Source organism: Serratia sp. UGAL515B_01 (genome assembly GCF_033095805.1).
Taxonomy (GTDB): domain Bacteria; phylum Pseudomonadota; class Gammaproteobacteria; order Enterobacterales; family Enterobacteriaceae; genus Chania.
On record NZ_CP109901.1, the window covers coordinates 815,275 to 841,469 of the forward strand.

The window sequence follows — 26,195 nt, forward strand, 5'->3', positions numbered from 1 at the left end:
ATGCATCGGATTGATACACCGACTGCCCAAAAAGATAAATTTGGAGCAGGCAAGAACGGCTTTACACGTGGTAACCCGCAAACAGGCGTGCCAGCAACTCAGCTTGACGATGATTATTTTGATACTGTCCAGGAAGAGATCGCCGGGGTTGTTGAAAACGCAGGAATGACCCTGATCAAGGGGGTAAAAAACCAGCTTATGACAGCGCTGAATAAGTTATTTTTGCGGTCTAGCAATAACCTGTCAGAGATAAAAGCTGCTGGTACTGATGCTGTTGCCGCTGCTAGAACAAACCTTGGGTTGACTGACGTGCTTGTTGGTCCACTCTCTCAAACAACCGGTGCCAGCACGTCAGCAATCATGAGTCAAAAAGCAATCACCGATGCACTGGCAACAAAGCAGCCGAAAGGAAATTACGCAGATAGCGCTATTTTTTCCAGTTCACAGATCGAGTCTTACGTTTTTAATCCAAATAAAAACCTTTGTTTTCTGATTAATAACTCCAACATTTCTGGTGCCTACTCTGTCGATTTTGGCTTGATCTGGGGATTCGACGGTGCTGGCGTCATGACGGCTGGCTCGGTTCCCGCATCTAGAGTCACCGGGCTTTCTCAAGCAACAGGAGCCAGCACTAGTGCGATAATGAGCCAAAAAGCTATCACAGATGCACTTGGTCAAAACGCAAGCCTTGGTTTGTACCAGCTTTGGCATGATGTAACGGCATCAAGAGCTGTAGGCTCGAGTTACTCTAACAATAGCAGCAGACCGATAATGGTAGCAATGTGCGTCCGAAATGTTCCCCTGGGCCTTTATGCGTCAAGCATCGTCGTTCAGGGCATCGAATTTTCCGCCGGCTCAAACACTGCAGGTGAGCATCGTTTTATCAGCGTTATCGTTCCACCCGGACAAACATACAGCTATAAACCTTTGGCCACTTCTAACTACACCCTTCTGGAGCTTTATTGATGGACTACAAATATTACAAAGACGAGCAGAACGCTGTTTATGCGTATACAGCAGACGGTAGCCAAGATGACTACATAAAACCCGGCATGATTCAGATTAGCGAGGAGGAAGCAAAAATACTCGCAAATCCTCCACCGTCAAAAGGCCAGCTCATGGCTTTTGCTGCTGCTGAAAAAACACAGCGATTTACAATAGCAACATACGAAATCGCGTGGCGGCAGGACGCTTTAGACCTAAGCGTGGCAACCGATGCTAACAAAAAGGAGTTAATCAACTGGAAGAGGTATCGTCTGGCTCTAAGTCGCGTTGATATCGAAAAAGCACCAGACATCGAATGGCCAGTAGCGCCGGAGTAATGAAAACATAATTAACGCTGCCCGATTCCTGCTGCGTGACGTCCGTTTAGGTTCAGATGAAAAAACGCCACGTGCAGTGGGATGTGGCGGTAAAGTTGGCTGGTGAGGTTGTTGTTATGCACTGCATTTGGGAAAAAACCGCCACTTCCGTCTGGGGGGCCTATGCAAAGTGGCGGAAAATACAGCTTAGACCCCACCAGTATATGGGGGATTAACACCTAATGAATCAGAGCGATTGTATCGGGAAAACTCTAAAGCCGTGGCTAATTTTCGTTGACCACTTCATTATTTTATAGTCTTTAGAAAATCCCAATCGTTATCTTCCATGGTATCAGTAACCCGTTTGCAAGTAGTATCGCTAGCTTTTTTATAGCATCGTCCGTTTTCCCATGCTTCTGGTTTTTCAGGAAAAAATGTTCCTCCACAGCTAACCGTTGCAAGCGGTATCATTATTACTAATAGAAATTTCACTTGCGCATCCTCTATTAACTCCTTTTAAAGTCATAAAAAGTATAAGTTTCATATTATGAGTGCAATTGGTCTGTGTCGCATTAAGGCTTGCACAGGCAACATGCTTTTTTGTGATGCCGTGTGCATTATCCCGTTGGGATCTCGCTTGTGCGCTCAGCATGTGCAATTTTCGATGGTTGAAATTTTAACAGATTGTACAAGACAAAAGTACCCGTTCATGGTTAGGAGCCTCAAAAAATGGGCGATTCAATTTCCCTAACCATGAACACACGGCTTTTCCGTTTTTATTACCATAATAAAAAGCATTTTAACCGAAATTATCTTAATGCAACAGAACCTGTTGTTGTATGTCAGACTTGAAACCAATCATCAGCACTTTCCCACGTTTCCTGTAGCATCCCCTCGATCACTTCCCTGTCAGCGGTGGAACTACCGCGTACCGATAAGCCATCACCGCCAGCAAGTCGAACGGTAGCCTCGACGTCTGGGAATTTACGTTGTAGCCGCTTGTTCAGTTCCACAGCTAGAGCAGAAGCCACACCTGCAGGCAGTTTCTTTTTCTTGTCGATAGTCACTTCAACGTACAGCATAGTTAGTGCCTCCAAATATCAGTAACCAGCCACTGGTCAGCTTCTTCGAACATTTCTTCAACTAACGCCCTGGCTATTTTTTGTTGAGCTTCTTTCATGTCATCGCATTTGAGGTCGCTAATGGAGGAAGACTTCACCACAGCTTCAGCACCAGGTAGTTTTTTGCTTACTCGTCTGTTTAGTTCGTTCTGAACAATGGTAAGGCTATCTTTTGGAAAAGCAGGGTTCTTTGTATCTATGCTTAGAGTGATGCGCATAGCAGTATCCTCGCTTGGTTGAATACTGTTTATTTATACAGTTAAATTATTCTGCGTTCAACTTGGATTTTTGCAAAGCGTCGAATTTTTCATGTAGCGATTTTGGATAAAGTTCGGTGTAAACCTGCCATAAAATATTAAGATTGCGGTGACCTGTCACCTGGGCGACTTCCTCAATACTGAAACCTGCCTCAAACAGCCTGCTAGCTGCCTCTCTGCGCATGTCGTGATAGCGTAAGTCCTTTATACCTAGCCGATCTCTTACACGTGAAAATCCAGAACCTACAGATTTTGAGTTATAAGGGAAAACCAGTTCATTATTTTTTGGTTGTCGTTGAACGATTTCCCAGGCTTCACCAAGTAATGGCACCATCATGTGATTGCCTACTTTTTTCCTTGGATCTTTACGATCTCTAACCAGAACGGCCCTCTGTTCTTTATCTACGTCATCCCACCGAATGCGGCATACCTCGCTAATTCGCATACATGAAAGGATGGAGAAATTCAGTATGTCTTCATAGGGAATAGTTGAGTATCGGCTTGCAGACCTTTCTCTAAGTGCAGCGAAGATTAATTCTAGTTCTTCACTGGCAGGTCTTCTGCTTCTGCGCTGTGACTTACCAATTAATCCCATGCTTAACGCTGACGGCCTTGCGTCTTTTGCGGGGTTGCGTGTGTAATCGATCCCGTAAATAGGTTTTGCGCTGGAAAGCACTGCGGAAAGGTAGCTTAAATCCTGTGATACTGTTGCCGGCCCTGCACCTGCCGCTGCACGATCTCGGCAGTGTTCAATGATGTGGTGATCCTGTAGATCAAGCAGTTTAATTTTTGCTATATCGCAGTCCATTAGCATGTTGAGGACATAACCCTTTGTCCTGCCAACCTTACCCCCTAGCGCTGGGTCGTTGATGTATTTGTTGAGCAAATCACCGACCGTAATGTTATTTGACTTATCAGTTGATCCTGGAACCCCATCGGTTTCTATTTGGGTAACCCTATTAGCTCCCCATGTTTTCGCAAGCTGGTGACGTCCGAATGTTTTACTTTCTCGGTAAATGTATTTACCGCCTTGCTTAACGCCAACTGTGCAGCGGTAGCGTGTTGTACCATCGGCACGCTGTCTTTTTTCTATGCTATAGTAGGCCATCTTGATCCCTTTGTCGGTTTCCGGGTCACCATAAGAATGGGGTGCTCCGTGGGGTGCTGACAAAGCGAAAATACACTATTTAGTTGCTAAATACACCAGAACAAACCAAGCTATGAATTAAGTATAAAGGGCTCTGTGCCTGTGATAGCACACAATCACCCGTTTATTAACTTACTAATCTGTTCGATATCTGGTGGGACTGATCGCTATGGGGTGCGTGGGTAAGTGTTGAAGGGTGCCTTAATGGCATCTGAGATTGATGACAAAGCCGCCTTCAAGTCTGAGATACCCGGACCTAGCGCACCGAGGGGCGCTCCGACGGCTTACGCCGTTACGACCCCATCGCCACGCTTCCCCTAATAATGGACTTTGTCAGCAGTCTGGGGTGCCTTAATGGCACCTTTGTTTTATCTGGAGTGAACCCCGGTGATAACAACATTAGATAACGCGTTGTTGGAGGAAATTCTTCAACAGGTGCGCCCACTGGTTGGGAAGGGCAAGATCGCAGATTATATTCCTGCGCTGGCGGAAGTTGAGGTCGATCGTCTAGCAATTGCCATCTGTACCGTGGATGGCAACCTGTTTCAGGCGGGTGATGCTACTCAGCGCTTCTCCATTCAGTCTATCTCCAAAGTGCTGAGCTTGACTCTGGCACTGACTCGCTATCAGGAGAGTGAGATCTGGCAACGGGTAGGGAAAGAGCCTTCCGGTTTACCTTTCAACTCGTTGTTGCAGTTGGAAATGGAACAGGGTAAACCGCGTAATCCGTTTATCAATCCCGGAGCGCTGGTAGTGTGCGATATGTTGCAGACTCGGCTCAGTGCGCCAAAACAGCGTATGTTGGAAGTGGTACGCCAGTTGGCGGGGGAGGATGACCTGCTGTACGACACCCGCGTTGCGCGCTCCGAGTTTGAGCACTCCGATCGAAATGCCGCTATCGCCTATTTGATGAAATCCTTTGGTAATTTTGACAATGATGTTCTGACCGTGCTGCAAACCTATTTTCATTATTGTGCATTGCGCATGAGTTGCGTTGAACTCGCACGCAGCTTTGTTTATCTGGCCAATCAGGGGCGAACGCTTAACGGTGAGGTTATTATCAGCCCGCTGCAAGCACGCCAGATTAACGCATTGATGATGACCAGTGGCATGTATGATGGGGCTGGTGAGTTCGCTTACCGCGTAGGAATGCCGGGAAAATCTGGAGTTGGCGGTGGCATTATCGCTATTGTTCCTGGTGAACTGTCGATTGCTGTCTGGTCGCCTGAACTTGATGCGTCCGGTAACTCATTAGCGGGAACTGCAGTGTTAGAGCTGTTGTCTCAGCGCATTAGCCGTTCGATTTTTTAACCTCATCGCGATTATTGCTGGAAGCGAGTCAGGAGAAATTATGTTAAAGAGAACCGGGTTAGCTTTACTGCTGTTGGCTGCTACGCAGGCTCATGCCGAGTATCAGTGCAGCGTGAGACCCCAAGACGATGTGATAATCAGCCCGCATACCGTTCAGGTGAACGGTGCCAGCGGTAAGCTGCAGATTTCTCCCGACGGGGATGTGACGCGTAACGGGCTGTCGGTGAACTTGAATGATACCCAACGCCAGAAGGCGTTTAGTTATCAGAGTGCCTTGCGTAAAGAGTTGCCCTGGATCGATCAGGGTGCACAACACCATCTTGAAAAGGCCCGGGTTGCATTGGACAACGTTATCGTTAAGCAACTAGGGAGTAGCAGCAATGTGCGTAACCGCTTGAGCACACTCAACGATCAGCTCAAACAGCAGATGAATCGTGTCATTGAGCATCGCACCGATGGTCTGGTATTTCATCACCAAGCGATCGCAAAGGTCGAAAAGGATAGTCGTAATATCGTGCAGCAAACCATGGGGGGCGTGCTTCAGGACAGCCTGAATGAAATGGGTTTAAAGCAGGCTGCCAACAGCAATGGGAATCCACTACAGGCGATTATGGGTAATCTGGGGGGGTTGCAGCAGGCGATCCAGAGTGAGTGGAAGAGTCAGGAGAAAGACTTCAAGAACTTTGGCCGCGATGTATGTAACCGTGTCACGGCACTGGAAACCCAACGTAAAGCGCTGCTCAACGCCTTGAACTAGGTGGTGTATCTCAATTGTCCGTGGTGGTGTTGCAGACCCAAAAACCTCTCATCAAGGCGGAAAGGTGATGGGCTGAGTGATCCTCTATTCAAGCAAGCCAAACTATTTGTGAAACGTGGCTCAATAAACTGAGCCACGTTTTTATTCATCCGGCAAGAACAATTCCAGAAGAGAGTTGAGGAACAGTTTCCCCTTCTCGGTGATCTGCCAATATTCTGCTGACTCAGCCAGATATCCTTTGGCCAATGCTTCGTCCAGCGGTGCGCGGATCACGCTTTCATCCAGTCCGGTATAATGGGTGAACTCGTGACGCGGAGCCGCTTCCAACAAGCGAAAACGGTTCATAAAGAATTCGAAAGGCCGGTCTTGTGCCGCGACTTCGTGTTGTGTATCAAGGTATTCACCACGCATATAGCCGCGTGGGTGTTTGGTCTTGGCGGTACGCAGAATGCGGCCATCGGTAAAGGTCAGTTTACCGTGTGCACCGCAACCAATCCCCAGATAATCACCAAAGCGCCAGTAGTTCAGGTTGTGCTGACACTGATAACCCGGTTTGGCGTAGGCTGAGGTTTCATACTGCTGGTAACCGGCTGCGCTCAACAGCTGATGCCCTTGTTGGAAGATATCCCATAATGCGTCATCGTCGGGTAACGCCGGCGGGCGCGAACTGAACAAGGTATTAGGCTCAATGGTGAGCTGATACCACGACAGGTGAGGGGGACTAAGGGCTATGGCTTGGCGCAGATCGTCCAGAGCTTCTTCCAGTGATTGATCCGGCAGGCCGTGCATCAGATCAAGATTAAAACTGCGTAAGCCCAGACCCTTTGCCAGATGTGCCGCTCGCTTGGCTTCATCTGGGCCGTGAATACGCCCAAGACGAGTTAACTTCTCCGAACTAAAGCTCTGCACGCCAATCGAGATACGGTTCACCCCTGCACGCTGGTAGCCGCTGAAGCGGTCTGCCTCTACGGTACCAGGATTAGCCTCCATAGTGATCTCCGCGTCATCGCTGACGCGAATACGTGCTCGAACACCATCCAGCAGTGACTGCATGGCTTCAGCACTTAACAGGCTTGGCGTACCTCCGCCGATAAAGATGGTGCAGACTTCGCGACCACTGGTGAGCGGCAGATCGGCATCAAGATCCGCGAGCAGATGGTCAACATATTCCTGGTGAGGCACTTCCCCCTTTAAGGCATGCGAGTTGAAATCGCAGTATGGGCATTTCTGCACACACCAGGGAATATGTATATAAAGACTGAGCGGTGGCAGTTGTAGGGTATTAACTGGCATTACGCATTGCTTCCAACATCAGCTTCAATGCTTTGCCACGGTGTGATACCGCACTTTTCTCATCCCGAGTCAATTCCGCTGCGGTGCAATTCAATTCCGGTACGTAGAAGATTGGGTCGTAACCAAAACCTCCATTGCCCGCTGACGCAAAGGCGATTTCTCCTGCCCAACTGCCGTGGAATACCAGCGGGGTAGGGTCTTCCGCATGGCGCATATAGACTAGGACGCAATGGAATTGTGCGTTGCGCTTGCCTTGCGGCACATCTTGCAGCGCAACCAGCAATTTTTCCAGATTCTGCTGGTCGCTGGCATCCGCACCAGCATAGCGAGCCGAGTAGATCCCCGGTGCGCCACCCAAAGCATCGACAGCCAGACCTGAATCGTCGGCAATAGCTGGCAGGCCGGTGATCTGCGCCGCATGGCGTGCTTTAAGAATGGCGTTTTCAATAAACGTTAGGCCGGTTTCTTCGGCGGAATCTACGCCGAGATCGGTTTGTGCGATCACATCGAGGCCAAAATCGGCCAGCAGATCGGCGAGTTCACGCACTTTTCCGGGATTCCCGGTAGCAAGAACGACTTTTTGCATGATGATTACCTTGGATATGACTCAATAAGTGCTGCGATTACGGCAGGGATCTGCTGCGGATCAATGATACGTAACTGTTTATGCCGCCCCAGTTGACCTTTCTCGATGACCACATTGCTTTTCGCCACTTTGAACTGTTTGGCGATATATTTGATCAGATGGGCATTGGCCTGGCCGTCAACCGGTGGGGCGGTGATGGCGACTTTTATTTCGTCGCCATGTAGGCCAATAATCTGATCACGGCTGGCCTTGGGCTGGATATAAAGTCTGACAGACAGTCCGTCCAACATCCGGGTTACTGCACTCACAGCAGGAACCAAAGCTCGCCAAACAGATCCATCCCTAGGTAGTTGAGCAGATACAGGATCAGAATCACCACCATACCGGAGAAATCAATGCCGCCCATAGCTGGGATCACCCGGCGTATAGGGGCCATCAACGGCTCGGTTAGCTGATACATCACGTAATCAATAGGGCTGCGGCCCTGACTGATCCAGCTCATTAATGCTCGGATGATCATCACCCAGAAGATCAGGTAACCGGCAGACTTGATCAGTGAGAGCAGACCAAACAACAGATTATAAGGGCTGAGTGATATAGCTCCCCCTTGGATCAGTAATAACAGCGGATATTTGATGGTCATCAGCAGGAACGCTAACAGCAAAGAGGCACTGTCTACTGGACCCATTGGAGGAATTATACGGCGTAACGGGCCGATGATCGGCTGGGTGATTTTCACCACAAACTGTGAGAATGGGTTATAAAAGTCGGTACGTGTCAATTGCATCCAAATGCGCAGTAATAGCACCATCACATAGATATCAACAACGGTTTTGACTAGAAAAGTCAGTGTTAGCATGTGAGTTATCCTTTTACTTAACTCTTGTTATCCGTTTAAGCCTGTTTGGCGGCAATCTGAAATTTGTAGGTATGTACTCGTCATACTTCAAGTTGCACGTACGTTTGCTGTGTTAGTTGGCCTATCTTTGTGCCTCGCCATTTTATGGCGCTGTTCTACAACTCGAATTATTTAAAGTACTGTTAAAACGATTTTTCCATTTCCTCTGCACGGGAAACAGCAGCCTGCATCGCTTTAGCAACGGTTTCTGGCAGTTGCCGTTCTTGGAATACGCGCAGCGCCTCTGCGGTGGTTCCCCCTTTAGAAGTGACCTGCTCACGTAGCGTCATCAACGAAATGTCCGGGTTCGCGGCGGCCAGTGCCGAAGCGCCGATTGCCGCCTGCTGAACCAGTTCCCGCGCAGTGTGGCTGCTAAAGCCCATCCGTTCGGCTTCCTGTTGCATGGCGTCCATAAACAGGAAAAAATAGGCTGGTGCGCTCCCTGCGGCGGCGATGACCCCGTTAATACCGTTCTCGTCATCTACCCAACACACTTTACCCACTGAACTCATCAGGTCGCTGGTGTAATCGCGATCCTGCTGGGCGATCTGCGGAGGTGCATACAATCCACTCATCCCTTTACCGACCAGCGAGGGCGTATTGGGCATAATGCGCACTATATTTAATCCTTCCCCCAGCATTTGGTAGAAGCGGCTGACCAAAATACCGGCGGCGACCGACAACACCAGCTTGCCGGAAAAATCGACTTGCTCGTGCAGCGGTTGACAGACTTGTGCCATCAACTGGGGTTTTACTGCCAGGACCACAACCTCAGCTTCCTGCGCACAGGCAACGTTGTCTGCGCTGCTGATGATTCCATAGTCAGCGGCCAGTGCATCACGGTTGTTTGACGATGGTGCACAGACGCTAATCGATTTTGCGGGATAGCCACCGGCAACCAGCCCGGCAATGATCGCGCGTGCCATATTACCGGCACCAATAAAGGTAATTTTACGGTGTTGCATTAAATTCCCCGTTGTTCGGTTGTTCCCGTCAGCCTGCGACTATACCCAGCGTCTTTCAAACTGTAACTCGAATTTTACTGGGTGTAGTCACGGGCGCCAAAAATTGCGGTGCCGATACGCACCATGGTGCTGCCTGCGGCTATTGCGGCAACCATATCGTCCGTCATACCCATCGAAAGCGTATCTACTTGTGGGGAGCAATGTTTAAGCGCCAGAAAAGCATCATGCATCTTGCGGAACACCACCAATTGGCGCTGATAATCATCTTCTGGTGCCGGAATCGCCATCAACCCACGCAAAGTAATATTGGGCAATGCGGCAACGGCTGTAGCCAGCGCCGGTAGTTCGCTCAATACAATGCCAGATTTGCTCTGCTCATCACTAATGTTTATCTGGATAAGTACGTTGAGTGGCGGCAGCCCTGACGGGCGCTGCTCGTTCAACCGTTGTGCAATACGCAGGCGGTCGATGGTATGACACCAGGCAAAATGCTCTGCCACCAGTTTGCTTTTGTTGGATTGCAGCGGACCAATAAAGTGCCATTCCAAATCGGCACCTTCTGGCCGTTGGGCAAAATACTGGATCTTATCCACCCCTTCCTGCACATAATTTTCGCCGAAGGCGCGCTGACCAGCCGCGATGGCTTCTGCGATAGCTTCCACAGGTTTGGTTTTGCTGACTGCAAGCAATACCACCTCTTCTGGAAGTCGCTCGCAGCCTTGAGCTGCCGCATCAATACGACTCCTGACATTCTGCAGGCTTTGTTGAATAGTGTTCATGGCTAACCTGGGAGATTGAAATGGATATCGATGAATTTGTGGCGCTTAGTGTAAAGCATAATGCTTCCGATCTGCATCTTTGTACCGGATATTTACCGATGCTACGTATTGATGGTGAACTTCTGGCCGTGGAACAAGGGGAAGTCGTCTCGCAGCAGCAGATGACCACATGGTGCAGTTCATTGTTGACTCAGAGTATGTTGCAGCAGTTGCGACAGGTCGGACAACTCGATTTGGCGTTGGTAATGGCACAAGGGGTACGCCTACGCGCCAATTTCTTCTTGCAGAACGCGGGCATCTCGGTGGCGTTGCGCAGGATCACCAGCCAGTGCCCAACGTTGGCCGAATTGGCTGCTCCAGAGATCATTCCGTTGCTTGTGCAGCGAGAAGATGGCTTGATATTGGTGACCGGAGCTACCGGCAGCGGAAAATCTACCACGCTGGCAGCAATGATCGATTTTATTAATCAGCACCAGCGCCGCCATATTCTTACGCTGGAAGATCCGATCGAATTTATCCATCGCAGCCAGCACTCACTGATTCAGCAACGTGAGCTGGGAAGAGACACCCACAGTTTCGATGAGGCCCTTCGGGCCGCATTGCGCGAAGATCCTGACGTGATCCTGTTGGGAGAACTGCGTGATACCACCACCATTCGGCTTGCGCTAACGGCTGCAGAAACCGGCCACCTGGTATTGGCCACTCTGCATACTCGCAGTGCACCCCAGGCGGTAGAGCGGCTGGTGGATGTTTTCCCAGCCGAAGAAAAACCTTATATTCGAGCACAGTTGGCAAACAGTTTGCAGGCAGTTGTTGCACAGAAATTGTTGAGTAAACCTGGCGGTGGGCGGACCGCTATTTACGAGGTCCTTACTGCAACGTCTGCGGTGAGTAGCATGATCCGTGAAGGAAAAACGCATCAGTTGGCCAGCGTATTGCAGACGGGGGCACAGTCGGGCATGCAAACTTTTGAGCAAGGGTTGAGGCAGCGGGTGGCGCAGGGAATATTATAGGCCACTTTTGTTTTCACTTTTAATCAGTCGTTTGGCATGGGCGGTTAGCTCGGATGTTGTTCGAACCAACTTTCCAGAATAACCACCGCAGAAGCCGAATCGACGCTGCCTTTATCAAGCGCGCGGAAACCGCCACGGTCAAACAAATGTGAGCGGGCTTCTACCGTGCTCAGACGCTCATCATGCAAGGCAATCTGTACGCCAAAACGACCATGGATGCGGTTAGCAAACTTGCGTGCCCGTTCAGTTAACGGTTGCTCGGTGCCGTCCATATTCAGTGGCAGACCGACCACAATCAGGTCTGGCTGCCACTCTTTTAACAGGCGTTCGATTTTTTGCCAGTCAGGTGTGCCATCCTGAGCTTTAAAGGCTGCGAGTGCGCGTGCGGTGCCGGTAATCTCCTGACCGATCGCAACACCGATGCTTTTAGTGCCAAAGTCGAAGGCGATAATAGTACGGTTGCTCATCAGGCGTGCCCTGCATGGTTGGCAATGCTACGAATATCAATGCCTAGACGTTTTGCTGCTTCATACCAGCGGTTGGCGATGGGAGTATGGAATAGAATATGGGTATCCGCTTCAGTGGTTAGCCAAGCGTTTTCCAGAACTTCTTGTTCCAGTTGACCGGGCCCCCAGCCTGCGTAGCCTAGCGCAACCAGAACATCTCCCGGTTGTTCCGGCGTGCCGAGCGTTTCAAGCACGTCTTTTGATGTAGTAATCATGACGTCTGTTGATATCAGGATACTGGAAGCAAACCCTTTTCTGGGGGTATGCAAAATAAAACCGCGATCGTCGGCTAATGGGCCTCCACCAAACACCGGTTTATCCAGTTTGATGGACAAGTCACGTGGCGAAGGCTCGATTTTGAGTTTGCTCAACACCGTCTCAACGTTGAAATGTTCCACAGGTTTATTGATCACAAGCCCCATAGCGCCATCTTCAGTATGTTCGCAAACATAAATCACCGAACGCTTGAAGCGTGGATCTTCCATTCCAGGCATGGCAATAAGGAAGTGATGCTGTAAATTCATATTGTTATACAAGGCTATCATTGGTAGGGAGGTCAAATCCGATTCCCTCTCCCGCAGGAGAGGGGGCGCGTCTGCTTACTTCGCAGCCAGACGTTTTTCAATCGCATCCATTAGCATACCCGTGATCGATACCGGAAAAGCGGCTTCAATTTCACGGGCGCAGGTTGGACTGGTGACGTTAATTTCAGTAAGGCGATCGCCGATCACGTCCAGACCAACAAAAATCAACCCTTTATCTTTTAGCGTTGGGGCGACAGCTCGGGCGATTTTCCAGTCGCTTTCACTCAATGGGCGAGCTTCACCACGGCCACCGGCAGCCAGATTACCCCGGGTTTCTCCTTGTGCTGGAATACGCGCCAGACAGTAAGGTACGGGTTCACCATCCACCACCAGAATACGTTTATCGCCTTCCTTGATGGCAGGCAGGAAGTTTTGTGCCATACAGAAACGGCTACCGTGCTCAGTCAGGGTTTCGATAATTACCGAAAGGTTCGGGTCGTCTTGCTTCACGCGGAAAATAGAAGCGCCACCCATGCCATCCAGTGGCTTGAGGATAATATCGCCGTGCTGCTGGTGGAACTTGCGGATATGTGCTGCGCTGCGGCTGACCAGAGTGTCTGGTGTCAGTTCTGGGAACCAGGCGGTGAACAGCTTTTCGTTACAGTCGCGCAAGCTTTGCGGCTTATTGACCACCAGCGTACCTTTAATTTCCGCACGCTCCAGAATATAAGTTGTATAAATATATTCAGTGTCAAACGGTGGATCCTTACGCATCAGGATCACATCCAGATCCTGCAATGCCAAGTCTTGCTCACTGCCAAAAGTGTACCAGCTCTCTTTATCTTCTTTCACGCTCAACAGGCGGGTACGGGCACGGCCATCACCGGCATGCAGATAGAGATCGTTCATCTCCATATAGTGCAGTTCCCAGCCACGGCGCTGCGCTTCGAGCAGCATGGCGAAACTGGTATCTTTCTTGATATTGATGGATGCGATAGGGTCCATCACAATGCCAAGCTTAATCATCTCTTCTCCTTACGAACCTGTAAAACTGGTTCTTAGCCTAGATCGCCGAAACGTACCTGCAGGGCGGTAATTGCGGTGAGTGCGGTGGTTTCTGTACGCAAAACGCGTGGCCCTAACAGGATATCAGTAAATCCATAACCTGTGGTCATCGCAATTTCATCGGCAGATAATCCTCCCTCTGGCCCGATCAGTAAACGCACGTGTTTTACGGGCAACGGTAACGTATTAATACTTTGCTCAGCTCGCGGATGCAGGTTCAACTTCAGGCTGTCGTCCAGCTCTGCGCACCAGCTTGCCAATGGCATTGCTTCGCGAATTTCCGGGATACGGTTGCGGCCACATTGCTCACAGGCAGCGATGGCTATTTTTTGCCACTGCTGTAATTTTTTCGCTAACCGTTCGCCGGTAAGAGAGACACCACAGCGTTCTGAAAACAGCGGGGTGATGATATTAACACCCAACTCAATGGATTTCTGGATGGTAAACTCCATCTTTTCGCCCCGTGAGATCACTTGACCAAGATGTAAATTGAGCGGTGATTCGCGATCTTCCCATTGCCCGGTGCCGACGCGAACGTGCACGCTTTTTTTATCCACTTGAATGATTTCGGCCTCAAAGATCTGATTGCTGCCGTCGAACAGTTGCAATGCCTGCCCGGCGTTCATTCGAAGCACTCGGCCAACATGATTGGCTGCATCCTCGCTCAATGCGATTTCTGCACTGGCATCTAAAGGGGCCGGATGGTAAATGCGGGGTATACGCATAATGTTTGTCAAATCCTGGCTTGATGGGACGGTACTGCCTGTGGGCAGCGCTAAATATTCATAGTAGGTCAGCCCTTTCGCTGCTGACAAGCTTGTTGAACATAAGGGTTGTGATTCCCTTGAACCACGGCGATGCGTGCTTCTCGTTGGCATTCCCAGTTACTGACGGGATACTGTCGATCCCAGGCGTCAAATAGCTGTGTTTGCTGGCGTGAAAGCTTCAACTGGTAGCGATCGCGTATGTAGAAGTAGGTTCTGGCGATAGTCCCTCGTGCTTGAACGGGGGGCTCAGCTTGCTTATTCTTGAAATCCACTTTCATCGGGCATTGTCCATACTGGCCTTCCCCACCACGCCATTGGCTGTACATAAAGTTATTGCGATCGCCGTTTACTTCGCCGATGGCAGGTTGCAAGTTGTGTAAATCGGTTTCTATTTGCCGATAAAATGGATCTTTGTTGCAGTTCTTACGTCCGCCATCTTGCCAGCACTGTAGCTGATGACCGAACTGCCAGGCAGGGACCACATGCTCCCATTCAATACGCGCGGCACGTTGGGCATTTTTGCGTACCTGATAACCGCAGCTGTTGAGGTCAGGTATCCCTTTTTTTCCCTGCCAGTTGATCTTGCAGCCGCAGTAAAAGCTGCCAGGTGCATCCTGATTAATTTTGGCGGCAGCGGCCTTAGCCTGTGAGAAATTATTGATGCCTTGCGCTAAAGCGCTGTTAGTGGCTGTCAGTAGTGCAATTAACAAAATTTTGCGATGCATATTCCAAAAACTCGAAATTGGCAAAGCACGCAGGGTAGTGGAAGTTACTGGCAGTATCAAATATCAAAATATTTTTATTACAGGCGGTTGCAGCGCAGGGCGAAGTAGGAAACTTTTTGGTTAGTCGTTTCCGTTGGCGAGGAAATGCAACTTTTCGCCACATTGACGGCAGCGGTATTCACTTTCGCCGCGCAGTACCCGGTTATGGCGGCGCACGGTCAGGTGATGTTGTTGGCAGGCACAACGATAAGGGAAGGTTTTGCTCTGTACAGAGCTGATTTCAAACTGATGTGTACGGCTGGCTGAAACTTGCAGTACGTGCTCCATCATCCAGCGCCATTCGTTGCCATGGGGTGGCACACGACCAAACTGGCGGAATACCAGTAGGTGAGCCAGCTCATGTGGTACAACCTCGTCGATGAACGGCTGTTGATTCTCTATCAATAATACCGGGTTGAGGCGGATCTCCCAGGCTTGCAGCCAAGCCGTGCCCGCGCTGGTGCCGCGTTGCTGGTAGACGATCTTTGGCTCTGGAAATTCGAGGGCAAAGTGTTGTTGCGCCAAATAGAGTTTGGCTCGTAGGCAGCGCATTACTGCCTGTTGCAGTGCTATGGGGATTCGTACTTTATTCATGGGCATTAGCTTAAGCAACGGCGCAACGGCTGGCAAAAGAAAATTAACCCACCACCGGAGCGGTTATTTTCCCACAATGATAACTCGGTCGAGTCACCTGGATTGTAATCAATGTGTTAACTGCGGGATAATATACCTGTCAGACTTCAGGTTGTCTGTACGTTGGTTTTGCCTTTTATCCTGGTTACAGGCTTGCCGTCTACATGCAACTCGAATTATTTATAGTATAAGCCGTGCAAGACGAGCCCAAAGCACAGTTTTTAACGGGCGAGGCCAGAAAAACGCCATCTGAGTTAAGTCTCTATATAAAATGCAGTTATTTTGCGATTTAGCGCAATAACCGGTTACTTGAAAGTACGTAAGGTGTGTGAAGTTTTTTTGACGCAGCGTACCCCGAGCACGCTAAGTAAGTGTGAATTTAACGCAGCTGATGTTGCAAGTGAGAGATCAATGTCGAATAAACCGTTCCATTATCAAGATCCGTTCCCGCTGAAGAAAGATGAGACTGAATACTACCTGCTAAGCCGTGACCATGTTTCCGTCAGCGAATTTGCAGGCCAGGAAATCCTCAAAGTTGATCCGCAAGCCCTCACCCTTCTCGCCCAGCATGCTTTTCACGACGCCTCATTTATGCTGCGTCCCGCACACCAGCAGCAGGTGGCTGATATTCTCGCCGATCCAGAAGCCAGCGAGAACGACAAGTACGTTGCGCTGCAATTTTTGCGTAACTCAGAAATCGCCGCCAAGGGTATTTTGCCAACCTGCCAGGATACTGGCACTGCGATCATTGTTGGCAAGAAGGGGCAGCGTGTCTGGACCGGTGGTGGCGACGAGGAAGCGCTGTCTCGCGGCGTGTACAACACCTTTATTGAAGACAACCTGCGCTACTCGCAAAACGCCGCGCTGGATATGTACAAAGAGGTGAACACCGGTAGTAACCTGCCTGCACAGATCGACCTGTATAGCGTTGATGGTGAAGAGTATAAATTCCTGTGTATTGCCAAAGGCGGGGGTTCAGCCAACAAAACCTATCTTTATCAAGAGACTAAAGCGCTGCTGTCACCGGGTAAATTAAAAGACTACCTGGTCGACAAGATGCGTACTCTGGGGACGGCCGCTTGCCCACCGTACCATATTGCTTTTGTTATCGGAGGGACTTCTGCAGAGGCTACCCTGAAAACAGTGAAGCTGGCTTCAACCAAATACTATGATGGTCTGCCGACCGAAGGTAACGAGCATGGTCAGGCGTTCCGCGATGTGGTATTGGAGCAAGAGTTGCTGAAAGAGGCTCAGAACCTGGGGCTGGGTGCACAGTTTGGAGGTAAATACTTTGCGCATGATGTTCGAGTGGTGCGTTTACCTCGCCATGGTGCATCCTGCCCGGTAGGCATGGGAGTTTCCTGTTCTGCCGATCGTAACATCAAAGGCAAGATCAACCGCGAAGGCATCTGGTTGGAAAAACTGGAACATAATCCTGGTAAATATATTCCGCAGGAGCTGCGTCAGGCTGGGGAAGGCGAGGCGGTTAAGGTGGATCTTAACCGCCCGATGTCAGAGATCTTAAAGCAACTGTCACAATACCCGGTTTCAACCCGACTTTCCCTGAGTGGCACCATTATAGTTGGGCGTGATATTGCGCACGCCAAGTTGAAAGAGCGGCTGGAGCGTGGCGAAGGTTTACCGCAATACGTGAAAGACCATCCAATCTATTACGCTGGTCCAGCTAAAACGCCTGAAGGTTATGCTTCGGGTTCCCTTGGGCCGACCACGGCAGGGCGTATGGACTCTTATGTCGATTTGTTGCAGTCGCACGGTGGCAGTATGATCATGCTGGCCAAGGGTAACCGCAGTCAGCAGGTAACGGATGCTTGCCACAAACATGGTGGTTTCTACTTGGGCAGTATCGGTGGTCCGGCGGCGGTGCTGGCACAGCAAAGCATTAAGAGCCTGGAGTGTGTGGAATATCCTGAATTGGGTATGGAAGCGATTTGGAAAATTGAAGTGGAAGATTTCCCTGCGTTCATTCTGGTGGATGACAAAGGCAATGACTTCTTCCAGAAGATCCAGCAATCACAATGCACACGCTGTGTGAAGTAACACTGAATAGTGGCCGTCCGATTCGGGCGGCCTAATTTATGCGTGATGTTCTTCTCGGTTCTGATTTTTGTGTTGCACAATATCGGCCATTACGGCTAGTGCAATCTCTGCTGGAGTTTTACTGCCGAGCGCTAGCCCGATGGGGGCATGTATTCGCGCGAGATCCTGAGAAGTGAATTCTGCAATCTGTTGCAATCGTTGAAGGCGGCGCTCGCTGTTCCGTTGTGATCCCATTGCACCAATGTAAAACGCTGGCGTGTAGATAGCCTCCATCAATGTTAAATCATCCATACGGGGATCGTGGGTTAGCGCGACAACCGCAGTGTTGGCGTGGCAACCATCTTCTTCAATGAATTTAGCCGGAAACTGACGCACCAAAGTGATGTTGGGTTTGAGCTGGTTGGCAAAGTTATCCAACGCTTCTGGGCGGTTTTCGCAGACCAGCACCTCGAAGCCAAGGGCGTTGGCAAAATCGGCACAAAATAGAGCAACGCTAGAAAGCCCGGCAACCAGTAGCCTGGGTGCTGCGGCGATATGCAAGACGATTTCCTGCTGGTCACGTATCACCTGAGTGGTACTGGCGAAGTGAGCGGTAGTCAAATTGTTACAGGCATTGGGTAAGGTCAAACGCTTGATCAGCGCATGGTGCCCAGTCAGCGCTCTTTCAAGAGTACGCATGTAATTGGTGCTGTGATCCCCAACGGGGAGGTGTTCTATCAGCACATCCAACACGCCGTCACAGGGGAGTGCAACATCGGGAGTCAGCCCACCAGCGCCGTACCGGATGACCTGGCTAGCTGCCTGATAGTCACCCTTGGCAAGACGGCGCAGAAAATCCTCCTCCACGCAGCCACCAGAGAGTGAACCACAATACTTTCCGTCGATGGTTGCCACCATCAGTGCTCCCGGGGAGCGGGGAGATGAACCGTAGGTGTCCAGCACGGTACACAGCCACACTGCCTGCTGTTGTTCTAGCCAGTTTATCGCTTGTCTGACTACCGATATATCAAGGTGTTGCATGAATTAATTTACTCGCTGTTCGCTAACTGTGATGGTAGGTCGATATCCTGAACGATGCTTTGCTCCACAATGTGTAATAGGTGAATCTGCCGCTGTTTGAGCAGTTCTCGTGCGCCATTGTCTCCGCGCAAGGTACACAGCTGTTTGCGAAATTCTGCCGAAAAGCCTACCGGATGGCCGGGTTGTTGCTCGAAGCTCGGCCGCACAATAGGGTACTGATGCAGGGCATCGGCGACCTGTAGAAAGATTTGTGGTGATACGAAAGGCATATCTGCCAGATGGATCAGCCAACCATCCCAATCTGCCGTTGCGCAAACGCCAGCAGAAATAGACTCTCCGAGACCGTTACTGGCTAACAAGGTCACCTGAACCTGATGCTGTGAACAAACCCGTTGTACCATGAGATTTTCTGGTCGTGTGACAACCGTCACTGCTAATCCTGAGGCTAAGGCTTGAGATAGAGTATGCTCAAAAACTGTTTTGCCTTTAAATATGGCATTGAGTTTGTTCCCTTTACCCCCCGCCTTGATAAAACGCTCACTTCGCCCGGCAGCGACAATCACGATACCTATCATCATCTTTGCTACCCGCATTTACGCAAAATGTAAATTTCGTAACGGTGTGGAAGTGTTTTTTATGCGTATTTTTTTGAAAATACTATGTTAACACTCAACTAATTTAGGTTAAAAGCATATGATTATAGTCTCTCAAGCATGATTAGCCGCGTTTGCGCAACAAAACTGCTGAAAAAAACAACTTACCTTTTCTTTTGAGTTACGGCGTGATTGCTCGTGAACTTAACGTTAATGGTATATGAAAAAGCAAGGACATTTAATGAGCAATTTCAACTCGCCACGGCGACGTTTTATCAAAAGTGCCGTGATTGCGGGGGTGTCTGTTTACCTCGCACCACTCTATAGCCGTGCCTACGCCGCGCTGTTTGAGAATAAGATCCTGCAATCGCCAAATTGGGATGCGCATGCTAAACGCATCCGATACCGTATTGATGGTCGAGCCAAGGTAATGGGGCAAAAAGTGTTTGCCCGTGACATCCGTGCTGTTGATATGCCACATTGGCCACAAAAGCAGGCACATGCCTTTATCCTCCGAGCGACGAAAGCAGATCGTTTATTTACTGGTATCGATCTTTCCCTGCTTGGTGACGATCTCCAGCCAGATCGCTTAGTGATGGCGGAAGACCTGGACCGTGATGGTCTGGCTTTTCCGGAGTTTTACGGCGACGATATGTTGTTGCCAACCGGTAAAACGCCGGCTTATCTTGGCCATGCTGTGGCGATCCTGATTTATCATGATTTTGCCCGTTTCCGCTTTGCGAAAGACAAACTCAAATTCCATGACGAAGTGATCAAATATGGTCGTGAAACGGGTCCATTAGAACGCGATCCATGGGGTAGTTTCCGTTTTGTGCGCGTCGGGGGGGAAAAACCTTCAGACGACGATCGCTTTTCAAGCCTGAAGGATAGCCCGATCTTTCCATTGGCGATGAGACGACATCTGCCGGTATGGCCAGAGGGACGTCAAGGCGGAAAATTGGATCAGGAAGGGATGTTTTATGCTGGTATGATCGCCGAACAGCTCCAAACGCCTCCAGAAGATTGGCTGGTGTTATCACGCCGTTACACCACCCAATCAAGTGATACGGCAGCCTTGGAACCAGATAATGCCAATGGCTGGTTTGACACGGTTACCCAAACTCTGCATTTGGTGGTACCGACCCAGTCTCCGCAAGAATTGGCAGAGCAAATGCCGCCAATGTTGGCTAAACACTATTTGCCGGTAAAACAGCTGATCCTCCACCCTTGTTTTACCGTTGGCTATGGCTCAAAAGATCACTATAACTTCCCATATTACGGTGCCGTTGCTGCGTTATACGGTGACGGGTTACCAGTGCGGCTTGCCAATGATCGTTTCGAACAATTCCAGACATCTATCAAACGCCACGCTTTTGATATGGACTACTGCATCGCAGTAAACAAACAGACGGGGATGTTACAAGCGTTTCAAGGGGCAATGACGGCAGACGGTGGTGGGCGTAGTAATTTTACGCCTTCAGTGGTGATGGTAGCAGCGACGGCAGCCCAGTCTATTTACTATTTCCCAAAAAGCGATCTTTCCGCAGTTGGACTGGCTTCTCGTGCTATTGATGCAGGCTCTGCGCGTGGTTACGGTACCCTGCAAAGTATGGCTGCTACCGAAATGATGATCGATGAACTTGCGGAAGAGTTGAAGCTCGATCCGATAGAACTGCGCCTGCGCAATGTGCTCAAGTCCGGCATGAAAAATACGCAAGGGGCGATCCCCGCAGGAGCGATTCGTGCCGATGAAGTGTTGGTGAAAGCGGCACAACACGACATGTGGCTCAAACGCGCAGAACGCAAGGTGGAGTTTGAACGCCAAAATCCGGGGAAACGCTATGGTGTTGGCTTTGGTTGCGTACAAAAAGATTTTGGTACCGGTGCTGAAACCTCTTTTGCCCGGGTAGAACTGAGTGAGGATGGGCATATTACCCTGCATCATAGTGGTGCCGAGATGGGGACTGGCATGTCGACGTCACAATCGGTTTTGTGCGCACAATGGTTGGGCAAACCGGCAGATGAATCCCATTTTTCGGTTACTGATTGGTCGCTGTTACCGATGGTAACCAGTGGCGATCCTTACCTGATGTCGCAGGAAGAACAGGATGAACTGCAAACTAACCCCAATTGGACGCCAAGTTACTGTTCACCTTCCAGTGCCAGTAACTCGGCTTACTATTTCTCGCACAGTACGCGTGAAGCCGCACGATTGGTGTTCGAGCACGGGGTGTGGCCAGCCGCGCTGGCTATCTGGCAATCCGGTATAGGCGGCGGGCAGGCGGCCCCACTAGTGGTGCGCAAAGAGGAGGCTCGTTGGGTAGAAGGGGGCTTGACGGCGGCAGGTATGCAGGTATTGCCGTTGGATATGTTAGCGAAAAAAGCCTACCAGATGGGGGGCCTCACCGGTGCAGTAGTGCACGTGTTCAACCGTTGGCAGTGGGCTGAAGCGGAGTTCATGCTCAGTAATCAAAGCGAACGCTTACCTATTGACGGGTTGTCGGTGCGCAATGGCAGCGGTGAGTTCAAAACGCTGGCACGCGAGCGGGTTTTTTACCCGCCAACCCAGCGTAACAACGCTGAAGTGACCTACTACAGCGCAGCTGGCACGCTGGTTGAAGTGGCGGTGCATACTGCCACTGGCAAGGTTGAGCTATTGAATCACCATTCGATCATGGAGTGTGGCAATCTGATCGTACCAGAGTTGGTTTCGGGTCAGTTGCAAGGTGGTTTAGCGATGGGGATTGGCCATGCATTGCATGAGTACTTACCGCTGTACGAAGACGGGCCGGGTAACGGAACCTGGAACTTCAACCGTTACCACTTACCGCGTGCCAGCGATGTTGCGGTCTGGAAGCAGACCGGCGAGATTCTGCCCGCGTTGTCGGAAACCGATCCGCCAAAAGGAATGGCTGAAGTAGTGATGATCCCTGTGGTAGCCGCGTTGGTTAACGCTATTGCCCATGCTACCGGCCATCGTTTCCGTGATTTGCCTGTCCGTGCTGAGAATATTCTTGAGGTATTACCATGAGCATTAAAACCCGTCCCCTAAGTCTGACTATTAATGGCAAGCAACATGGCCCTATAGAAGTACCTGAAGGGCTGATGATGATCGACTTTCTGCATGAATATCTCGATCTGACCGGTTCACGTCTCGGTTGCGGACAAGGGATTTGCCATGCCTGCGTGGCTATTCTTGACCATCCTAGCGGAACCAGCGAAGAGATCCGTACCTGTATTACAGGCGCACATTTTTTCAATGGCAAGCAAGTGCGTACCATCGAAGGCCATGCGGTAGTGGATAATAAGGGCGAAGTGGTTGAGCTTTCACCACTCCAGCAGTCGTTCCTTGATCATTTCAGCTTCCAGTGTGGCTATTGCACACCGGGATTTGTCAATGCGGCTACCGTGTTTGTTGAGAAGCTCAAGCGCGAGCCGATCCCACGTGAGCAGTTGGAAGAAGCGATTGAGCAGGCGCTGGATAACCATATTTGCCGCTGTACCGGTTATGTTCGTTACTATGAAGCGGTGCGTGACGTGGTATTGAAAACGCCGGGCTTGCTCAAGGAGACGGCTCAATGAAAAAACCTTTCTTACAGTTTATTGTATTGGTAGCAGTCATTGTGTTCGCTGTGTTGTGGTGGCGGGAAAACCGTAGCTACAACGGCCCGATCCAGCAAGTGACAGCTAGCAGTGAACAGATCGCCCGCGGGCGCTATTTGGCTCAGGCTGCCGATTGTGCAGCTTGCCATACCGCCTCTGACGGAGCGCCATTGGCCGGCGGTTACCCGCTAGAAACTCCATTCGGCATCATTTATGGCAGTAATCTCACGCCGTCAGCGGATCACGGCATTGGTCGCTGGAGCAAAGACGATTTCTTTCTGGCGTTGACTCAAGGAATTGCACCAGGAGGGCGTCATTTATACCCGGCAATGCCTTACACTTCTTACAAGGGAATGTCGCGTGAAGATTCGGATGCTATTTACGCTTATCTGATGTCCCGCCCGGCGGTAGACGTTGCGATACCTGAGAATGAAATGCCATTCCCGTTTAATCAGCGTATGTCACTGATCGGATGGAACATGTTGTTCCGTAATAACGATCCGCTACCTGTAAGTTCACAGGGTTCTTCTGCTGATTGGTATCGTGGCCGTTACGTTGCTGATGTGCTTGGGCACTGTGGTGAATGCCATACGCCGCGTGGCAGGTTGGGGCAGATGGATCTCACTAAGCCTATGCAGGGTGGCAATCTAGGGCGTTTTAGCGCGCCGGATATTACGCCACAAGGGTTGGCAGAACGCGGCTGGACACCAGAAGATCTCAGCCGTTTCCTCAGCACTGGGCTAGCGCCACAGGGCTCCGCTTTCAGCGAGATGCACACGGTGGTGGGCCTCAGTACACGTCATCTGACGCCGAAAGATAATCGGGCTTTAGTTACCTACTTGATGGGGGATAAGCCACCGCAGGCGGTTGCTGTCGAAATCGGGCAGGGCAACGAGGCTGGGCGTATCACTTATCTTGATCAGTGTGCGGGCTGCCATGAACGTGATGGTGCAGGTAAACCACATATAGCGGTGGCGATGCGCGATAATGCCACCTTGCGTCAGCCAGATGGCAGGAATCTGATCGTTTCGGTACTGGATGGCCTACCGGCGCAACAATTCCCTGGCAACGAAAGCATGCAAAGTATGCCTGGCTTTGCCGATCATCTTGATGATGCGCAAATAGCCGATCTGGTGAATTACCTACGTGTGACTTGGGGGGATTGCCAGCGGATATCACCGCTGAGCAGGTGAAGGCATTACGTAAGACACCGTAATGGTTGGGTATTGCTAATATCTGGCTTTGCCAGCAGTCAGGGCTCCTTGAGGGGAACCCTGTGAATACGAAGAGCAGTGGAAAAAGGCTACGAAGGTGTCCTGATTTTGTGAACCATTACATTGGTGATAACAGAACAGCGACAGGCCATGCGCGTATTGCTGGCCTGTCGCTGTAAGAAAGGAGGACTAACGGTTGGTTGTGTTTAATACGCGTCGACTACGCAGCTTGATAAAGTAACCAACAGCAAGAACGACAATCCATACGGGGATCAACAGAACCGAAATCTGGATACCCGGTGTTAGGTACATGATCACCAATATGCCGGCTAGGAAGGCCAAGCAAAGATAGTTACTGAACGGATACCAGAATGCCCTGAATTTTGTCTGTACGCCTTCGCGGTTTTTAGCCGCGCGGAATTTCAAGTGTGCTAGGCTAATCATCGCCCAGTTGATCACCAGTGCTGAAACCACCAGCGCCATCAGCAGCTCAAAAGCCCGTCCAGGGATCAGATAGTTAATCAAGACGCACAGTGCTGTTGCCAAAGCAGAGAAGCCGATAGCAATAATCGGTACACCACGACCATCTACTTTCAGTAGAGCTTTAGGGCCATTTCCCTGTTTTGCCAAGCCGTATAGCATGCGGCTGTTGCAATATACACAACTGTTGTACACCGAGAGTGCCGCCGTCAGCACCACAATATTCAGCACTGTCGCAACCAGATTGCTGTTCAGTGCATGAAAGATCAAGACGAATGGGCTACCGCCCTCAACCACTTTGCCCCACGGGTAGAGTGATAGTAGGACAGCCAACGAGCCGATGTAGAAAATCAGGATACGGTAGATTACCTGATTGGTCGCTTTGGGGATGCTTTTCCCCGGGTTATCTGCCTCTGCGGCGGTAATACCTACCAGTTCAAGTCCGCCAAAAGAAAACATGATCACGGCTAATGCCATCACCAGCCCAGTGAAGCCGTTAGGGAAGAATCCGCCCTGTGCCCATAGGTTAGTGATGGTGGCTTCCGGGCCCCCCATGCCGCTGAAGAGCAAATAACCGCCAAAAAGGATCATACCGATGATGGCGACCACTTTGATGATGGCAAACCAGAACTCCATTTCGCCATATACCTTTACGTTCGACAGGTTGATAGCATTAATCACCAAGAAGAACACCGCGGCGGAGACCCAGGTAGGAATATCGGGCCACCAATACTGAATATAGATACCGACAGCGGTCAGTTCTGCCATGGCTACCAATACATACAGCACCCAGTAGTTCCAGCCTGATGCGAAACCAGCGAAGTCTCCCCAATATTTATAGGCAAAGTGGCTGAAAGAACCTGCTACTGGCTCTTCTACCACCATTTCACCCAACTGACGCATGATCAGGAAGGCAATAAATCCCCCAATTGCATAACCTAGTATGACTGATGGACCTGCCATTTTTATCGTTTGAGCGATACCAAGGAATAACCCGGTACCAATTGCACCGCCTAAGGCGATGAGCTGAATATGGCGGTTTTTCAGACCGCGTTTCAGCTGGTCGCCATTTTGCTGACCATCCATCAATAAAACCCTCTGTTGTGCAGGATATCTGCTGGTGTAAATTAAAAACTACGTTGCATGTTATTATTTTTTTACAGATTACTGGTTGTGAATTTTTAAAACGCACTACCGTTTGCAAAAGAATAATGGTAAGCAAGAAAGTTTGCACCTGCTTTATTGCACGAGTGCCTAAGATTCGCTCCTAGCCTAGACTTGTGCAGGGCCCCCGTCTGTCTGTCTGTCTGTCTGTCCGCCGCGCCCTCATCCTGTAACAGACCCTATGATCCTAACCCGGAGAGGACACGCTAAAGCGCCACTGGCAGCAGCACTACGTGACCCGTTTTCAGCAGGTTGTGCTGTGAAGTGTTAAAATGTGCGAGTTAGATTATTTCGGTTGAGCCCTATATGGACAGCAGGTGAATACTTTGTTACTTTACGGTCACTTTTTTTAAATTGGTATTACCAATTGACTCCG

At 50.2% G+C, this 26,195-nt stretch carries 27 protein-coding genes and 1 pseudogene; 9 read left to right on the forward strand and 19 right to left on the reverse strand.

The window, feature by feature from the left end; translation table 11 throughout:
• Nucleotides 1-966, forward strand: a complete 966-nt coding sequence (locus OK023_RS19150; protein ID WP_411569386.1) for a hypothetical protein — start codon at nucleotides 1-3, stop codon at nucleotides 964-966.
• Nucleotides 966-1,322: a tail fiber assembly protein gene (locus tag OK023_RS03940; protein ID WP_317695020.1), complete on the forward strand. Its 357-nt coding sequence runs from the start codon at nucleotides 966-968 to the stop codon at nucleotides 1,320-1,322. Before OK023_RS19150 ends, OK023_RS03940 begins: the two co-directional genes overlap by 1 nt.
• 285 nt (nucleotides 1,323-1,607) lie before the next feature.
• Here the strand turns inward: OK023_RS03940 and OK023_RS03945 are convergent, their stop codons facing one another.
• The 4 genes from OK023_RS03945 to OK023_RS03960 form a co-directional block, all read right to left on the reverse strand.
• Nucleotides 1,608-1,793, reverse strand: coding sequence for a hypothetical protein (locus OK023_RS03945; protein ID WP_317695022.1), 186 nt, complete (start codon nucleotides 1,791-1,793; stop codon nucleotides 1,608-1,610).
• 350 nt (nucleotides 1,794-2,143) lie between these two features.
• Nucleotides 2,144-2,383 carry a DinI-like family protein gene (locus OK023_RS03950; RefSeq protein ID WP_317695024.1) on the reverse strand — a complete coding sequence of 80 codons (240 nt, stop codon included), beginning with the start codon at nucleotides 2,381-2,383 and terminating at the stop codon, nucleotides 2,144-2,146.
• A 2-nt stretch (nucleotides 2,384-2,385) separates the two neighbouring features.
• The gene (locus OK023_RS03955; protein ID WP_317695026.1) at nucleotides 2,386-2,640 is read right to left on the reverse strand and encodes a DinI-like family protein; all 255 of its coding nucleotides are present in this window, start codon (nucleotides 2,638-2,640) and stop codon (nucleotides 2,386-2,388) included.
• Between the two features lie 46 nt (nucleotides 2,641-2,686).
• Nucleotides 2,687-3,787 (reverse strand): site-specific integrase, encoded by a 1,101-nt coding sequence (locus OK023_RS03960; RefSeq protein WP_317695028.1) that lies wholly within the window; start codon nucleotides 3,785-3,787, stop codon nucleotides 2,687-2,689.
• Nucleotides 3,788-4,213: 426 nt separating this feature from the next.
• On the opposite strand from OK023_RS03960, the gene glsB reads away from it, so the two are divergent.
• Both glsB and OK023_RS03970 read left to right on the forward strand, forming a co-directional pair.
• The gene (glsB, locus tag OK023_RS03965) at nucleotides 4,214-5,137 is read left to right on the forward strand and encodes a glutaminase B (protein WP_317695030.1); all 924 of its coding nucleotides are present in this window, start codon (nucleotides 4,214-4,216) and stop codon (nucleotides 5,135-5,137) included.
• 40 nt (nucleotides 5,138-5,177) lie between these two features.
• Nucleotides 5,178-5,894 carry a DUF2884 domain-containing protein gene (locus tag OK023_RS03970; RefSeq protein WP_317695032.1) on the forward strand — a complete coding sequence of 239 codons (717 nt, stop codon included), beginning with the start codon at nucleotides 5,178-5,180 and terminating at the stop codon, nucleotides 5,892-5,894.
• A gap of 141 nt (nucleotides 5,895-6,035) precedes the next feature.
• On the opposite strand, the gene hemW is transcribed toward OK023_RS03970, so the two are convergent.
• The 6 genes from hemW to OK023_RS04000 all read right to left on the reverse strand — a co-directional run bounded on the left by hemW (nucleotide 6,036) and on the right by OK023_RS04000 (nucleotide 10,415).
• Nucleotides 6,036-7,187, reverse strand: coding sequence for a radical SAM family heme chaperone HemW (gene hemW / locus OK023_RS03975; protein ID WP_317695034.1), 1,152 nt, complete (start codon nucleotides 7,185-7,187; stop codon nucleotides 6,036-6,038).
• The gene (locus tag OK023_RS03980) at nucleotides 7,177-7,773 is read right to left on the reverse strand and encodes an XTP/dITP diphosphatase (protein WP_317695036.1); all 597 of its coding nucleotides are present in this window, start codon (nucleotides 7,771-7,773) and stop codon (nucleotides 7,177-7,179) included. The genes hemW and OK023_RS03980 overlap by 11 nt, the downstream gene beginning before the upstream one ends.
• A 5-nt stretch (nucleotides 7,774-7,778) precedes the next feature.
• Nucleotides 7,779-8,081 carry a DUF167 family protein YggU gene (gene yggU, locus OK023_RS03985; protein ID WP_317695038.1) on the reverse strand — a complete coding sequence of 101 codons (303 nt, stop codon included), beginning with the start codon at nucleotides 8,079-8,081 and terminating at the stop codon, nucleotides 7,779-7,781.
• The gene (locus OK023_RS03990; protein WP_317695040.1) at nucleotides 8,078-8,632 is read right to left on the reverse strand and encodes a YggT family protein; all 555 of its coding nucleotides are present in this window, start codon (nucleotides 8,630-8,632) and stop codon (nucleotides 8,078-8,080) included. Before OK023_RS03990 ends, yggU begins: the two co-directional genes overlap by 4 nt.
• A gap of 182 nt (nucleotides 8,633-8,814) precedes the next feature.
• The gene (gene proC / locus OK023_RS03995) at nucleotides 8,815-9,636 is read right to left on the reverse strand and encodes a pyrroline-5-carboxylate reductase (protein ID WP_317695042.1); all 822 of its coding nucleotides are present in this window, start codon (nucleotides 9,634-9,636) and stop codon (nucleotides 8,815-8,817) included.
• 74 nt (nucleotides 9,637-9,710) lie between these two features.
• Nucleotides 9,711-10,415: a YggS family pyridoxal phosphate-dependent enzyme gene (locus OK023_RS04000; RefSeq protein ID WP_317695044.1), complete on the reverse strand. Its 705-nt coding sequence runs from the start codon at nucleotides 10,413-10,415 to the stop codon at nucleotides 9,711-9,713.
• A gap of 20 nt (nucleotides 10,416-10,435) precedes the next feature.
• On the opposite strand from OK023_RS04000, the gene OK023_RS04005 reads away from it, so the two are divergent.
• Nucleotides 10,436-11,428, forward strand: a complete 993-nt coding sequence (locus tag OK023_RS04005) for a type IV pilus twitching motility protein PilT (protein WP_317695046.1) — start codon at nucleotides 10,436-10,438, stop codon at nucleotides 11,426-11,428.
• Between the two features lie 44 nt (nucleotides 11,429-11,472).
• Here the strand turns inward: OK023_RS04005 and ruvX are convergent, their stop codons facing one another.
• The 6 genes from ruvX to OK023_RS04035 all read right to left on the reverse strand — a co-directional run bounded on the left by ruvX (nucleotide 11,473) and on the right by OK023_RS04035 (nucleotide 15,648).
• Entirely contained in the window at nucleotides 11,473-11,895 is a 423-nt protein-coding gene (gene ruvX / locus OK023_RS04010) for a Holliday junction resolvase RuvX (RefSeq protein ID WP_317695048.1), read from the reverse strand.
• Entirely contained in the window at nucleotides 11,895-12,458 is a 564-nt protein-coding gene (locus OK023_RS04015; RefSeq protein WP_317697474.1) for a YqgE/AlgH family protein, read from the reverse strand. Before OK023_RS04015 ends, ruvX begins: the two co-directional genes overlap by 1 nt.
• Before the next feature lie 75 nt (nucleotides 12,459-12,533).
• A complete protein-coding gene (gene gshB, locus OK023_RS04020; RefSeq protein ID WP_317695050.1) occupies nucleotides 12,534-13,484 on the reverse strand; it encodes a glutathione synthase in 951 nt (316 codons plus the stop codon).
• Between the two features lie 32 nt (nucleotides 13,485-13,516).
• Nucleotides 13,517-14,248: a 16S rRNA (uracil(1498)-N(3))-methyltransferase gene (gene rsmE, locus OK023_RS04025; protein ID WP_317695052.1), complete on the reverse strand. Its 732-nt coding sequence runs from the start codon at nucleotides 14,246-14,248 to the stop codon at nucleotides 13,517-13,519.
• 68 nt (nucleotides 14,249-14,316) lie between these two features.
• A complete protein-coding gene (endA, locus tag OK023_RS04030) occupies nucleotides 14,317-15,015 on the reverse strand; it encodes a deoxyribonuclease I (RefSeq protein WP_317695054.1) in 699 nt (232 codons plus the stop codon).
• 120 nt (nucleotides 15,016-15,135) lie between these two features.
• Entirely contained in the window at nucleotides 15,136-15,648 is a 513-nt protein-coding gene (locus OK023_RS04035) for a SprT family zinc-dependent metalloprotease (protein WP_317695056.1), read from the reverse strand.
• A gap of 450 nt (nucleotides 15,649-16,098) precedes the next feature.
• Between OK023_RS04035 and fumA the strand changes: the two genes are divergently transcribed.
• Nucleotides 16,099-17,745 (forward strand): class I fumarate hydratase FumA, encoded by a 1,647-nt coding sequence (gene fumA / locus OK023_RS04040; protein ID WP_317695058.1) that lies wholly within the window; start codon nucleotides 16,099-16,101, stop codon nucleotides 17,743-17,745.
• 36 nt (nucleotides 17,746-17,781) lie between these two features.
• Here the strand turns inward: fumA and OK023_RS04045 are convergent, their stop codons facing one another.
• Both OK023_RS04045 and OK023_RS04050 read right to left on the reverse strand, forming a co-directional pair.
• Nucleotides 17,782-18,765 carry an XdhC family protein gene (locus tag OK023_RS04045; protein ID WP_317695060.1) on the reverse strand — a complete coding sequence of 328 codons (984 nt, stop codon included), beginning with the start codon at nucleotides 18,763-18,765 and terminating at the stop codon, nucleotides 17,782-17,784.
• An 8-nt stretch (nucleotides 18,766-18,773) separates the two neighbouring features.
• Nucleotides 18,774-19,343, reverse strand: a complete 570-nt coding sequence (locus OK023_RS04050; protein WP_317695062.1) for a nucleotidyltransferase family protein — start codon at nucleotides 19,341-19,343, stop codon at nucleotides 18,774-18,776.
• Nucleotides 19,344-19,599: 256 nt separating this feature from the next.
• Between OK023_RS04050 and OK023_RS04055 the strand changes: the two genes are divergently transcribed.
• The 3 genes and pseudogenes from OK023_RS04055 to OK023_RS04065 all read left to right on the forward strand — a co-directional run bounded on the left by OK023_RS04055 (nucleotide 19,600) and on the right by OK023_RS04065 (nucleotide 24,177).
• Nucleotides 19,600-22,389 carry a xanthine dehydrogenase family protein molybdopterin-binding subunit gene (locus OK023_RS04055; RefSeq protein ID WP_317695064.1) on the forward strand — a complete coding sequence of 930 codons (2,790 nt, stop codon included), beginning with the start codon at nucleotides 19,600-19,602 and terminating at the stop codon, nucleotides 22,387-22,389.
• Complete coding sequence (locus OK023_RS04060) at nucleotides 22,386-22,940, forward strand: (2Fe-2S)-binding protein (protein WP_317695066.1); 555 nt, start codon at nucleotides 22,386-22,388, stop codon at nucleotides 22,938-22,940. Before OK023_RS04055 ends, OK023_RS04060 begins: the two co-directional genes overlap by 4 nt.
• Nucleotides 22,937-24,177, forward strand: a pseudogene (locus OK023_RS04065) (cytochrome c). Before OK023_RS04060 ends, OK023_RS04065 begins: the two are co-directional and overlap by 4 nt.
• A gap of 187 nt (nucleotides 24,178-24,364) precedes the next feature.
• Here the strand turns inward: OK023_RS04065 and OK023_RS04070 are convergent.
• A complete protein-coding gene (locus tag OK023_RS04070) occupies nucleotides 24,365-25,741 on the reverse strand; it encodes an amino acid permease (protein WP_317695068.1) in 1,377 nt (458 codons plus the stop codon).
• Nucleotides 25,742-26,195: the final 454 nt, after the last annotated feature.